This window comes from Arthrobacter sp. Cza30, assembly GCF_059090765.1.
The window spans coordinates 146,701-159,486 of the sequence record NZ_JBNHGA010000007.1 but is presented as its reverse complement, the minus strand read 5'-3'; the positions used below and the strand labels follow the sequence as shown (position 1 = coordinate 159,486).

The 12,786-nt window shown below is 68.4% G+C and carries 12 protein-coding genes; 11 read left to right on the top strand and 1 reads right to left on the bottom strand.

What is annotated here, in order from left to right; translation table 11 throughout:
• Position 1: 1 nt before the first annotated feature.
• From hutU to hutI, 4 genes are read left to right on the top strand one after another with little or no spacing between them, the layout of a single operon-like run.
• Positions 2 to 1,699, top strand: coding sequence for a urocanate hydratase (hutU, locus tag AC5RVZ_RS23580; RefSeq protein ID WP_494068288.1), 1,698 nt, complete (start codon positions 2 to 4; stop codon positions 1,697 to 1,699).
• A gap of 11 nt (positions 1,700 to 1,710) precedes the next feature.
• On the top strand, positions 1,711 to 2,910 hold the full coding sequence (locus AC5RVZ_RS23575; RefSeq protein WP_494068068.1) for an allantoate amidohydrolase: 1,200 nt from the start codon (positions 1,711 to 1,713) through the stop codon (positions 2,908 to 2,910).
• The gene (locus AC5RVZ_RS23570) at positions 2,907 to 4,325 is read left to right on the top strand and encodes a formimidoylglutamate deiminase (protein ID WP_494068067.1); all 1,419 of its coding nucleotides are present in this window, start codon (positions 2,907 to 2,909) and stop codon (positions 4,323 to 4,325) included. The genes AC5RVZ_RS23575 and AC5RVZ_RS23570 overlap by 4 nt, the downstream gene beginning before the upstream one ends.
• Entirely contained in the window at positions 4,322 to 5,551 is a 1,230-nt protein-coding gene (gene hutI, locus AC5RVZ_RS23565) for an imidazolonepropionase (protein WP_494068066.1), read from the top strand. The genes AC5RVZ_RS23570 and hutI overlap by 4 nt, the downstream gene beginning before the upstream one ends.
• Positions 5,552 to 5,594: 43 nt before the next feature.
• Here hutI and AC5RVZ_RS23560 read toward each other — a convergent pair whose 3' ends face one another.
• A complete protein-coding gene (locus tag AC5RVZ_RS23560; RefSeq protein ID WP_494068065.1) occupies positions 5,595 to 6,251 on the bottom strand; it encodes a GntR family transcriptional regulator in 657 nt (218 codons plus the stop codon).
• A gap of 161 nt (positions 6,252 to 6,412) precedes the next feature.
• Here AC5RVZ_RS23560 and AC5RVZ_RS23555 point away from each other — a divergent pair, with 161 nt between their 5' ends.
• From AC5RVZ_RS23555 to AC5RVZ_RS23525, 7 genes are all read left to right on the top strand, one after another.
• Positions 6,413 to 7,492 carry an aromatic ring-hydroxylating dioxygenase subunit alpha gene (locus tag AC5RVZ_RS23555; RefSeq protein ID WP_494068064.1) on the top strand — a complete coding sequence of 360 codons (1,080 nt, stop codon included), beginning with the start codon at positions 6,413 to 6,415 and terminating at the stop codon, positions 7,490 to 7,492.
• 14 nt (positions 7,493 to 7,506) lie between these two features.
• Positions 7,507 to 7,950, top strand: coding sequence for a hypothetical protein (locus AC5RVZ_RS23550; protein ID WP_494068063.1), 444 nt, complete (start codon positions 7,507 to 7,509; stop codon positions 7,948 to 7,950).
• A 217-nt stretch (positions 7,951 to 8,167) separates the two neighbouring features.
• Positions 8,168 to 9,118: an ABC transporter substrate-binding protein gene (locus AC5RVZ_RS23545; protein ID WP_494068062.1), complete on the top strand. Its 951-nt coding sequence runs from the start codon at positions 8,168 to 8,170 to the stop codon at positions 9,116 to 9,118.
• Between the two features lie 19 nt (positions 9,119 to 9,137).
• Positions 9,138 to 10,076, top strand: coding sequence for an amino acid ABC transporter permease (locus AC5RVZ_RS23540; protein WP_494068061.1), 939 nt, complete (start codon positions 9,138 to 9,140; stop codon positions 10,074 to 10,076).
• Complete coding sequence (locus AC5RVZ_RS23535) at positions 10,073 to 10,870, top strand: amino acid ABC transporter ATP-binding protein (RefSeq protein WP_494068060.1); 798 nt, start codon at positions 10,073 to 10,075, stop codon at positions 10,868 to 10,870. Before AC5RVZ_RS23540 ends, AC5RVZ_RS23535 begins: the two co-directional genes overlap by 4 nt.
• A gap of 19 nt (positions 10,871 to 10,889) precedes the next feature.
• Positions 10,890 to 11,846 carry a PDR/VanB family oxidoreductase gene (locus AC5RVZ_RS23530; protein ID WP_494068059.1) on the top strand — a complete coding sequence of 319 codons (957 nt, stop codon included), beginning with the start codon at positions 10,890 to 10,892 and terminating at the stop codon, positions 11,844 to 11,846.
• A 106-nt stretch (positions 11,847 to 11,952) separates the two neighbouring features.
• A complete protein-coding gene (locus tag AC5RVZ_RS23525; protein ID WP_494068058.1) occupies positions 11,953 to 12,732 on the top strand; it encodes a CPBP family intramembrane glutamic endopeptidase in 780 nt (259 codons plus the stop codon).
• The last annotated feature ends 54 nt before the right edge of the window (positions 12,733 to 12,786 follow it).

Sequence of the window (12,786 nt, the reverse complement as noted above, 5' to 3'; positions counted from 1 at the left end):
GATGACGTTCACCCAGCACGACCCTTCCCGCCGCATCCGGGCTTCCCGGGGCACTACCCTCACCGCCAAGAGCTGGCAGACCGAGGCTCCGCTCCGGATGCTGATGAACAACCTGGATCCCGAGGTGGCGGAACGCCCCGAGGACCTGGTGGTCTACGGCGGCACCGGCCGCGCGGCACGGTCCTGGGAAGCCTACGACGCGATCGTCAAGACGCTGGCGGAACTCGAGGACGACGAGACGCTGCTGGTCCAGTCCGGCAAGCCCGTGGGCGTGCTGCGCACCAACCCCTGGGCCCCGCGCGTGCTCCTCGCCAACTCGAACCTGGTGGGCGACTGGGCCAACTGGCCGGAATTCCGCCGCCTGGAGGCCGAAGGGCTGATGATGTACGGCCAGATGACGGCCGGGTCCTGGATCTACATCGGCACCCAAGGAATCCTGCAGGGCACCTTCGAGACCTTCGCCGCCGTCGGCGCCAAACTGCACGAGGCGGGCAAGACCGCCTCTCCCACGCTGGCCGGAACGCTGACGCTGACCGGCGGCTGCGGCGGCATGGGCGGAGCCCAGCCGCTGGCGGTCACCCTCAACGACGGAGCCTGCCTGATCGTGGACGTGGACGAGGCAAGGCTGCGCCGCCGCGTGGGCAAACGCTACCTGGACGAGGTGGAGACGGACCTGGACACCGCCGTCGCGAAGGCCATGAAGGCCAAGGAAGAAGGCCGCGGCTGGTCGGTGGGCTACGTGGGCAACGCGGCGGAGGTGTTCCCCGAGATCCTGCGCCGGCACCGGGTTGGCGAGATCACCGTGGACGTGGTCACCGACCAGACTTCGGCCCACGATCCGCTGTCGTACCTGCCGGAAGGCATTACCGTGGCGGATTGGCAGCGCGAGGCCCAGGCCGATCCGGCCGGTTTCACCAAGAAGGCCCAGGCGTCCATGGCCCGGCACGTGCAGGCCATGGTTGAGTTCCAGGACGCCGGAGCCGAGGTGTTCGACTACGGCAACTCGATCCGCGACGAGGCACGCAAGGGCGGCTACGAGCGCGCCTTCGAGTTCCCGGGCTTCGTCCCGGCCTACATCCGGCCGCTGTTCTGCGAGGGACTGGGCCCGTTCCGCTGGGTGGCGCTCTCCGGCGACCCGAAGGACATCGAGGTGACCGACGCCGCGCTGAAGGAGCTGTTCCCGGAGAACGAGCACCTGCACCGGTGGCTGGATGCCGCGGCCGAGCGGGTGGAGTTCGAGGGGTTGCCGGCGCGCATCTGCTGGCTGGGCTACGGCGAGCGTCACCAGGCCGGGCTGCTCTTCAACCGGCTGGTGGCCGAGGGCAAGGTCTCGGCGCCGATCGTGATCGGCCGCGACCACCTGGACTCCGGCTCCGTCGCCTCGCCCTACCGGGAGACCGAGGCGATGGCCGACGGCTCGGACGCCATCGCGGACTGGCCGCTGTTGAACGCCTTGACCGCCGCGAGCTCCGGGGCCACCTGGGTGTCCATCCACCACGGCGGCGGCGTCGGCATCGGCCGCTCCATCCACGCCGGCCAGGTGTCGGTGGCGGACGGCACCGAGCTGGCGGCGCAGAAGCTGGAGCGGCTGCTGACCAACGATCCGGGGATGGGAGTGATCCGGCACGTGGACGCCGGCTACGACCGCGCCGTCGAGGTCGCGGCCGAACGGGGCGTCCACATCCCGATGGGCAAATAGGCGGCCGGCAGATGGAAACTGTGTCCTCCCTCCTGGAATCCATTGCCGACGTCGGCCGTGACGCGCAACGCGGCGGGTACTCGCGGCCGGTCTACTCCACCGCCGAACTGGGCCTGCGCGACTGGTTCATCGAACAGGCCCAACGCCGCGGGCTGGGCGTGGAGACGGACCGCAACGGCATCATCTGGGCATGGTGGGGCGAGCCGCAGCCCGGCGCGCTGGTCACCGGCAGCCATCTGGATTCGGTTCCCGGCGGCGGCGCCTTCGACGGGCCGCTGGGCGTCGCCTCCGCGCTCGCCGCCGTCGACCTCCTCAAGGAGCGCGGCGTCGAGCCGAACCGGCCGCTGGCCGTCACGGTCTTCCCGGAAGAGGAGGGCTCGCGGTTCGGTGTGGCGTGCCTGGGCTCGCGGCTGCTGGCCGGCGCCATCGATCCGGACAAGGCCCGGAACCTGCGCGACGAGCACGGCGACACGTTCGCCGACGTCGCCCGGGCCAACGGGCTGGATCCTGCGCACCTGGGGCGCGACGACGAGGCGCTGGCGCGGATCGGCGACTTCATCGAGCTGCACGTGGAGCAGGGCCGCGGGCTGGGCGAGGACGGCCCGGCCATCGCCGTCGGCAGCTCCATCATGGGCCACGGGCGGTGGCGGATCAGTGTCACCGGCCAGGGCAACCATGCCGGCACCACCCTGATGGCCGACCGCGCCGACCCGATGGTCGCCGCGGCGCAGATCGTCCTGGCCGTACAGCAGGCCGCGGCCAAGCAGCCTGACGCCCGCGCCACGGTCGGCCGCCTCCAGCCGGTGCCCGGCGGCACCAACGTGATCGCCTCGCGCGTGGACCTGTGGCTGGACGCCCGTCACCCGGACGACGCCGTGACCGCGCATCTGGTCGAGGCCATCCACGGCAAGGCCCAGAAGATCGCCGCGTTCGAGGGCTGCTCCGTCTCCCTGACGGAAGAGTCCTACAGCGGAACCGTGCACTTCGACTCCGCGTTGCAGCGCCAGCTGGAGAACGCCCTGCCCGGCGCGCCGGTGCTGGCCACCGGTGCCGGGCACGACGCCGGCGTGCTGGCCTCGCGGGTGCCCTCCGGCATGTTGTTCGTGAAAAACCCCTCCGGCATTTCCCACTCCCCGGAGGAATACGTGGAGCCCTGGGACGCGGACGCCGGCGCGGAAGCGTTGGCCGACGTGCTCGAGGCACTGCTGTGAGCAGCATCTGGTGCGAGCGCGCCTGGCTGGGCCCGGCCGGCGTGGCCGAGGGAGTCCTGCTGGGGTGCGACGACGCCGGGACGATCACGCAGGTGGGCACGGCGCCCCGCCCCGATCCGGCTGACGGCGTGCTGGTGCTCGACGGCGTGGTCTTTCCCGCCGCGGCCAACGCGCACTCGCACGCGTTCCACCGGGTGCTGCGGGGCCGCACGCACGCCGGCCGGGGCGACTTCTGGACCTGGCGGGAGCAGATGTACCGAGCGGCCGGGACGCTCACGCCGGAGAACTACGAGCGTCTGGCGACGGCGGTGTTCGCGGAGATGGTGGCGGCCGGCTTCAGCAGCGTGGCGGAGTTCCACTACGTCCACCACCGCCCGGACGGCAGCCCGTACGGGCCCGGAAGCGCGGCCGGCGGGAGCCTCGGCGGGCACCGGTCCGGCCCGCCGGGCGATGATCCGGAGAGCCCCGCGTACGGCGGGCACGCGATGGAACTGGCGCTGTGCCGGGCCGCCGAGGCGGCCGGCATCCGGTTGACCCTGCTGGACACCTGCTACCTGGCAGGCGGCATCGGCGTCCCGCTGGCACCGGAGCAGCAGCGCTTCGGCGACGGCGACGTGCAGGCCTGGCTGGCCCGGCTGGACTCGCTGCGCCGCTATGTTGCGGACCGGTTCGACCCGGCGCGGATCACGGTGGGCGCCGCCCTGCACTCGGTCCGCGGGGTGCCCGAGGCCGCGCTGCCGCACATCGCCGAGCACCTGCCCGACGGCCTGCCGCTGCACATCCACCTCTCCGAGCAGCCGGCCGAGAATGAGGCCTGCCTGGCCGCCTACGGGGTGACGCCGGCCGGCCTGCTGGCCCGGCACGGGCTGCTGTCGCCGCGCCTGAGCGCCGTCCACGCCACGCACCTGACCGCCGGGGACATCGCGCTGCTCGGGGAAGCCGGTGCCACCGTGGTGATGTGCCCGACCACGGAAGCCGACCTCGCCGACGGCATCGGCCCGGCCCGGGAGCTGGTGGACGCCGGCGCCCGGATCGCCCTTGGCACCGACCAGCACGCCGTCATCGATCCATGGCTGGAGATGCGGGCGCTGGAACACGGCGAACGGCTGGCCAGCGGCCAGCGCGGCCGGTTTGCGCCGGCCGAGCTGCTCGAGTCGGTGTCCGCCGGAGCCGCCGCCGCCATGGGCACCCCGGTGGCCGGCATCGCCGTCGGGATGGCCTGCGACCTGGTGGCCGTGAACCCCGGCAGCGTGCGCACGGTAGGCTCGGAGCCCGGGCAACTGCCGCTGAGCGCCAGCGCAGCGGACGTTTCCGCCGTCGTCGTTGCCGGTGACTTGCTGGCCGTCAACGGCCGCCACCAGCGCCTGGGTTGGCCGGCCGAGCTGCTGGCCGACGCCCTGAAGGAGTTTGAATGAGCACTGTCGTCACCAACATCGGCGAACTGCACACGCAGGACCCGGCCCGCGGCGCGGACTCCGTGCTCCACGATGCCGCGTTGATCATCGAGGGCGAGCGCATCTCCTGGCTCGGCCCCGCGGCGCAGGCCCCCGATGCCGACGAGCAGTTCGACGCCGGCGGGCGTGCCGTGTTGCCGGGCTGGGTGGATTCGCACACGCACCTGGTCTTTGCCGGAGACCGCACCGCGGAGTTCGAGGCACGGATGGCAGGCCAGTCCTACCAGGCCGGCGGGATCGCCGTCACCACCGGCGCAACCCGCGAAGCCAGCGACTACGATCTCACCCGCCTGCTGCTGGCCCGGGTGGCGGAGGCGGCCGCCGGTGGCACCACCTACCTGGAGACCAAGACCGGCTACGGCCTGGACGTGGAGCAGGAGGCCCGCAGCGCCCGCATCGCGTCCACGGTCGCCGATGAGGTCACCTACCTCGGGGCGCACCTGGTGCCGGCCGGCATCGACGCCGACGACTACACCGACCTGGTCTGCGGGGACATGCTCGCGGCGGTCAGGCCGTACGTGCAGTGGGCCGACGTGTTCTGCGAACGCGGCGCCTTTAACGAGGAGCAGTCCCGCCGGGTGCTGGCGGCCTGCCGCGACGCCGGCCTGGGGCTGCGCGTGCACGGCAACCAGCTGGGCGAAGGCCCAGGGGTGCGGCTCGCCGTGGAATTCGGGGCGGCCAGCGTGGACCACGTCAACTACCTGACCGACGACGACGTCGCCGCGCTCGCCGGCAGCTGGGCCGGCTGGGACCGGGCCAGCGGCACGGGGGAGCGCGGCACGGTGGCCACCTGCCTGCCGGCCTGCGACCTGTCCACCCGCCAGCCGCTGGCGCCCGGCCGGCAACTGCTCGATGCCGGCGTGGAAATCGCCCTGGCCTCCAACTGCAACCCGGGGACCTCGTTCACGAGTTCCATGAACTTCTGCGTCACCACCGCCGTCCTGCAGATGGGACTCAGCGTGCACGAGGCGGTCCGGGCCGCCACCTATGGCGGGGCGCTGGCGCTTGGTCGGCATGCAGGCGTCGATGCCGAAGGCCAGCGTGCCGTGGGTTCCCTCGCCGTCGGCCATCGGGCCGACCTGCACCTGCTCAACGCCCCGTCGGCCACCCACCTCGCCTACCGCCCCGGCATGCCCCTGACCGCCGCGGTGTGGCGGGCTGGCGTGCGCTCGGCCGTGGGGGCCTAGGCCCGCGGGGCCCGCGCCGGGCTCCTGAGTCCGGGAGCGGTTTTCAGCCGATGTGCTCGTACCGGTTGGGGTCCTTGACGTCGTGACAGTGGGCCAGGACCTCGACGGCACGTTCGGCGTCATGGTCCTTCAGCGCCTGGAGGATGCTGCGGTGGTCGTGGATGACCTTGGCCTGGTGCTCCGGTCCCTGCCGGTACGTCAACGTGATCCGGTGCTGGATGGGATGGTTCCAGATGGAGGAGATCACGCCGCGCAGGTAGTCGTTGTCCGAGGGCTCGATCAGGGCCAGGTGGAAGGCCCTGCCCAACCGGAAGAGTTCGCCGCTGTCCTGCGGGTCGACGATTTCCGTCTCGTCCACGAGGCCGCTGAGCCGCACGAGCTGCTGCGGCGTGTAGGACCCGATGGCGTCGCGGACCGCGAGTGATTCCAGGGCGTAGCGCACCTTGAAGACGTTCTCGATCTCGCGCTCGTCGAGCTGGTTGACGATGTAACCCTTGCCCGGGACGAGGGTAGTCAGCCCTTCCAGCGTCAACTGGGTCAGCGCGTCCCGGACAGGGGTGCGGGAGACGCCGTATTGCGCCGCCACGGACTCCTGGGCCAGGGCCGAACCCGCCTCGATGGTTCCGCTGATGATGTCGGCGCTCAGCTGCTCGTGGACCCGGACCGCCAGCGGCCTCACGTCATTCGGTATCGCAGCCATGATGGCCTCCTTTTGGGTTTCATTGAGTGCACTTTATAGTCCTGCCGCCGGGCAGGACATGGATTTCGAGGCAAAAAGCGGCGAAACACGTAACTTCCCAACGTTTAGCTGAAAGTGCTTGACGTCACATTGAACCTCTGAATACAGTGTATACACACGTGATGGAGGAGAACCTTAAAATGTATGTGCTGAACACTTGGTACGTGGCGGCGTGGTCAACGGAGGTCACCCGCAAGCCGGTGCGGCGGGTCATCTGCGAGCAGCCGATCGTCCTGTTCCGGACCCAGGACAACGAGGCCATTGCCCTTGCGGACCGCTGCGCGCACCGCGCCTTCCCGCTCTCGGAAGGCCGCACGATCGGTGATTCGGTGGAGTGCGGCTACCACGGTTTCACCTACGGCCCGGACGGCATGTGCACCAAGGTGCCGGCCCAGTCCTCGATCCCGGAGCGCGCGAAGGTGCGCAAATACCCCGTGGTGGAGCAGGACGGATGGATCTGGGTGTGGACCGGCGATCCGGAACTGGCCGACCCGGCCGACGTCCCGGATACCCACTGGATGGTGGATCCCGAGTGGGCCACTGTCACCCATTCCTACCACTTCAAGTGCCGGGCCGACCTGATCCACGACAACCTGCTGGACCTGACCCACGAGTCCTTCCTGCACAAGACCACCGTGGGCGATGACTACATCTACGAACACGGCATCACCGTGGAGGTTGAGGGCAACGTGGTCAGCGTCGACCGCCTGATGCCCTCGGTCGAAGCGCCGCCGCTCTATGCCGAAACCATGGACGCCCGCGGGCTGTTCGACCGCTTCCACTGCACCGAGTTCTTCGTGCCCAACCTGCATGTTCTGCACTCCGGGATCACCGGGGAGGGCAAGCCGCGCGAAGAGGGCTTCCTGATCAAGGTCCTGAACGGGATCACGCCCATCGATCAGCACAATTCCTGGTACTACTACGCCTTCAGCCGCAACTTCGCCGTCGACAACGAGCAGGCGACAGAGGATCTCCGCGTAGGTTTGGCCACCGTGCTGGACGAGGACGCATCCGCGCTGGAGGCGCAGGAGATCGGGATGCAGACCCGGCCCGAGGGCGAGTTCGATGTCCTGATCGCCCAGGACGGCGGCGTCGCGAAGGCCCGGCGCATCCTGGCCGCGCTGATCAAGAAGGAGCAGCAGGCCACGTCCGCGATGGGTTCGGCTGCCCGCCGGGAGCCGGTTGCTCCCAGGACGGCCTAGGTGACGGCATGTGGATGCTGATCAGGGCAAACGCCCTCGGCGCGGAGACCTCGGCGGAATCCGGAGCCAGGATCTTGGCGGCTTGCCCGGATTCCGCGGAGCGCGGCGATCCGTGGCGCTGGACGGTGGAACTGGACGAATCCGGCCCCGAACCCGCCGTCGCACTTGAAGCCGATGAGAATTACATCGCCTCCGACAGCCGGCGCTACACAGGCAACTACACCGGCACGCTGCAGCGCGGGCCCGGCGAGCAGTTGCTGGTGACCGGACTGGCCGGCGAGGCGCTGGTCGCCGCCGAGGACGGCCCGTGGGAACGCTGGCTGCGGGCCGGCGATGTGTTCATCGTCGAAGGAGAGGACGCGGAGACCATCCGGCTCTCGCTCGCCGCGGGAGAGTCCGCCGTCCAGGTCATCACCCTCGCCCCGCGGAAGGCCAAGGTGCTGCGGTGGGTCCCCTGACGGCCGCGGCCTGACCACCTGCAGCATGCACGACACAACGCACTGCCCGCGGATTGGCGGGACGGCGCGCCGGCCCTCCTGCGGCGGCCACGGTTTTGTACCAAGCCGCGTGCTGCGCCCTGCACCTGAAACTGAAGCACCGAGGCATTGATCGACTCCTGATCAGTGCGGATATCCATAACCGGACAACGCCGTCCGGACCATGAAAGGAAAGTCCATGCGTCATTCACGTCACAGTGCCGTCCGTGCCAATCTCCTCACCGGCACAGTGCTGCTGGCCGCGCTGTCCCTGGCCGCCTGCACGAATGCCTCCGGTTCGGCCGCCGGCTCCGGGGGCACCGCCGCCCCGGCCGCTGCCGGCGCCGCAACGGCGTCCGTGGAGGTCAACGAAGCAGCCCGGGACCTGCTGCCGGAGGAGATCCTGGCCTCCGGGAAGCTGAAGGTCGCCTCCGACCCGACCTACGCTCCCTTCGAGTACTACGACACCGACAACCAGACGATGATCGGCTTCGACGTCGACTTCTCCGACGCCGTCGGCGCGGCCTTGGGACTGGAAGTGGAGCACGTTCCGGCAACCTTTGACACGATCCTGGCGGGCCTGGCCTCCGGGAAGTACGACATGGCCATGTCGGCCTTCTCGGTGACGCCGGAACGAGAGAAGATCGTCGACTTTGTGGAGTACCTCAACACCGGCACGGGCATCGCCGTTGCTCCCGGAAATCCGCTGGGCATCTCCATGGACCCCATGACCATGTGCGGGAAGAAAATCGGCGGCCAGAAGGGGTCCATCCAGTCGATGGAGTACCTGCCGGAGTTCTCCAAGGAATGCACGGCCGCAGGCAAGGAAGCCATCAAGATCCAAAACTTCCCCGGGCAGACGGACGCCAACCTCGCGCTGACCTCCGGCCGCGTCGATGGGGTGATCGCCGACAGCATGCCGCTGGCCTTCCAGGGCAAAGAAGCCAAGGGACAGTTCGAACTGGCCGAGGGCGAGGATTACGATCCCGCGCCCTTCGGTGTTGCACTGGCCAAGGACAACGGCATGAAGGAAGCCGTGACCGCGGCGGTGAAGGGCATCATCGCCGATGGCTACTACGAGGAAATCGGCGCCAAGTGGGACTTCCCGAAGACCGTGCTGATCTCGGCCGACGCGCTCGAGGCGAAGTAGCGAAAGAGGGAACCAGCTGATGACTGCCGTGACTGCCCCAAGCGAGCCGGTCGCCACACCGGTCGATGACTACACCATCGTCAAGGCCAAGCACCCCGGCCGCTGGCTGGCCGCAGCCCTGATCTTCCTGATCGGCGGACTGCTGCTGCACTCCGTTTTCACCAACCCGAACTTCGGTTGGGACGTGGTGGCGATGTATCTGCGCGATATCTCCATCGGCCGGGGCATTCTCGTCACGCTGGGACTCACCGCCGTCAGCATGGTCATTGGCATCGTGCTCGGGGTGGTCCTGGCCGTCATGCGGCTGTCGGTTAATCCCGTGGTGCGCGGCGCTGCCTTTGCCTACGTGCACTTCTTCCGCGGCACCCCGGTGCTGGTGCAGCTGCTGTTCTGGTTCAACCTGGCCGCGCTTTACCCGGTCATTACCCTGGGCATCCCGGGGGTCCACCTCGATGCGAATCAGTTCATCACGCCGATGACGGCGGCGATCCTCGGCCTCGGGCTGAATCAGGGTGCCTACATGTCCGAGATTGTCCGGGCCGGCATCCTCTCCGTGGACCACGGCCAGACCGAGGCCGCCGGCGCGCTGGGCATCACCAAGCTGCAGACGATGCGGCGCATCGTGCTGCCGCAGGCGATGCGCGTGATCATCCCGCCCACCGGCAACGAAACCATCGGCATGCTCAAGACCACCGCCCTGGTGAGCGTGATCTCGGTGCCGGAGCTGCTGTACTCGGCGCAGATCATCTACGCACGCACGTTCGAGACCATCCCGCTGCTCATTGTCGCCAGCCTCTGGTACCTGCTGATCACCTCCGTCCTCACCATCGGCCAGTACTACCTGGAGCGGCGGTTCGCCCGCGGCAACCAGCGAAACCTACCGCCGACGCCGTTCCAGCAGCTGAAGCGGTTCTTCGCGACCCATGACGCACTCTCCCTGAAAGGCGGCAAGAAATGACGGCAACGAACGGTGCCGAACCGATGGTCAAGGCGAACGGGGTCTGCAAGAACTACGGCTCCAACCTTGTCTTAAAGGGGATTGACCTGCAGGTCCAGCAGGGCGAGGTGGTGTGCCTCATCGGCCCCTCCGGATCCGGGAAGAGCACCTTTCTGCGATGCATCAACCACCTGGAAGTCATCGACGGCGGGAGGATGTGGGTCAACGGGAAGATCGTAGGCTACGACCTCAAGGGCAACAGGCTCTACGAGCAAAGCCACAACGATATCTGCCACAGCCGTTCCGACGTCGGCATGGTGTTCCAGCAGTTCAACCTGTTTCCGCACATGACCGTCCTGCAAAACCTCATCGAGGCGCCGCGTCTGGTCCGGAAGGAGCGGAAGGCGACGGCCGTGGCCAGAGCCAAGTCGCTGCTGGAAAAGGTAGGCCTGAGCGAAAAGGCGGATGCGTATCCGCGCCAGCTTTCCGGCGGCCAGCAGCAGCGGGTGGCGATCGCCCGTGCCCTGTGCATGGAACCGAAGCTGATGCTGTTCGACGAGCCCACCTCCGCCCTGGATCCCGAATTGGTGGGAGAGGTCCTGAAGGTGATGAAGGACCTGGCGATGTCCGGCATGACGATGGTGGTGGTGACGCATGAAATGAATTTCGCCCGCGACGTCGCCGATCGTGTCGTCTTCATGGACGACGGCCACGTCGTGGAGGAGGGGCCCGCCCGGGACGTCATCACCAACCCGCAAAACGAACGCACCAAGGCCTTCCTGGCCTCCGTTCTCGCCGAGCCGGCTGCAGCCTGATACCCCTGTGAGTGCCACCATGAATGAAGAATTTTTCGACGTCGAAGTCCGGTCGATCAGCCGCGAGTCCAACTGCGTGGTCTCCCTGCAGCTGGAACATCCGCTGGGCGAGGAGCTGCCGGAGTGGGACGCGGGGGCACATGTCGACGTGCTCCTGCCCAACGGCCTCCTGCGCCAGTACTCGCTGTGCTCCCGGCGGGCGGACCGCTCCGCCTGGCGGCTTGGCATCCTGCGCGAGCCGGAGGGCCGCGGCGGCTCCGCCTACGTGCACGACATGCTCAGGCCCGGTACCAAGATCCAGATCCGGGGGCCGCGCAACAACTTCGTTCTGGCTCCCGCCGCCGGCTATGTGTTCATCGCCGGCGGCATCGGCATCACCCCGATTCTGCCGATGATCCGCGAAGCTGCCGAAGCCGGGGTGCCCTGGCGCCTGCTTTATCTGGGGCGAAGCCGTTCTTCGATGGCGTTCCTCGACGAGATCCAGGCGCTCGGCGGCGACATCCATATCCACGCCGACGACGAAAGCGGCTTCTACCCGCTGGCCGGACTCCTGGACGAGTTGCCGCCGGAAACGCATGTTTACGCCTGCGGACCCGGGCCGCTGCTCACCGTCATTCAATCGATCGCGGACGGTTGGGACGACCCCGGGCGTTTCCACTGTGAGCGCTTCACGGCCTCCGGGGCGGCCCTGGCGCCGGCGGTGGCGGGGGACTCGGCCTTCACGGTGGAATTGGCCGACGGCACCGAGGTTCCGGTGGGCCCCGGGGAATCGATTCTGCAGGCCCTCGAAGCGGTCGGGATCCATCCGTTGAATTCCTGCCGGGAGGGAATCTGCGGCACCTGCGAAACCCCCGTCCTGGGTGGTGAGATCGACCACCGTGACTCGCTGCTCTCCGACGACGAGCGCGAGGCCGGGGACACCATGATGATCTGCGTGTCGCGATGCAAGGGCCGGCGCCTGCTGCTGGACCTGTAGCAGGCAGTCGCCCCCGGCGCGGGCGCGGGCCACGGGAGGAGCCGCGCACGGAACGGAAGCGCCCCCGGCCGATGACTCCCGCGGTTCTGTTGGCAAGATGGAGGTTATGGACAAGCAGAAGGTCGCCACCGAGAGCACGCGGCGCACGGTCAGGTACTACCGGGCAGAGGTACTGATTGTCCTCGGACTCTCGCTCGGGCAGTCGGCGGTCTACGCCGTGGTGAACCTGCTGGAAAAAATGACCCGCGCTCCGCTCGCCTCGCAAACGACCACGCTGAACCCGGTGCTGAACGAGCGGGAGCTCTTCGATTTCGTGTACCAAATGCTCGGCATCGTCTTTGCGCTGGTGCCGGTGGCCCTGGTGCTGTTTTTGATGACCGCGCCCGGGCGGTCGGCCTTCCGCGCGATCGGGTTTACGTTCTCCCGGCCGCGGCTGGACTTCGGCCTGGGCTTCCTGCTTGCGCTGGTGATCGGTGTCGGCACGCTGGGCGTTTATGCCGCCGGCCGGGCCCTGGGTATCACCACCGCCATTGTCCCGGCGGCCCTGGACGAATACTGGTGGACGGTTCCGGTGTTGGTCCTGTCCGCGCTGCGGCATGCAGTCCTCGAAGAGGTGGTCATGGTGGGCTACCTCTTCAACCGCTTCGCGAAGTTCGGCTGGGGCATCTGGTCCGCGATCTTCGTCAGCGCCGCCCTGCGCGGGACCTACCACCTCTACCAGGGAATCGGGCCGGGTATCGGGAACTTCCTCATGGGCCTGGTCTTCGGCTACGCCTATACCAAGGTGAAGCGGGTGATGCCGCTGGTGGTGGCGCACGCGCTGCTGGATATTGCCGGTTTCGTCGGCTACACGCTGCTGGGGCCGGCCATCGGCATCGGCAGGTAGCGGGCACAAAGGAGTTGCCGGACATTCATTGTTGCTCCGCCTGGTGCGCGTGCT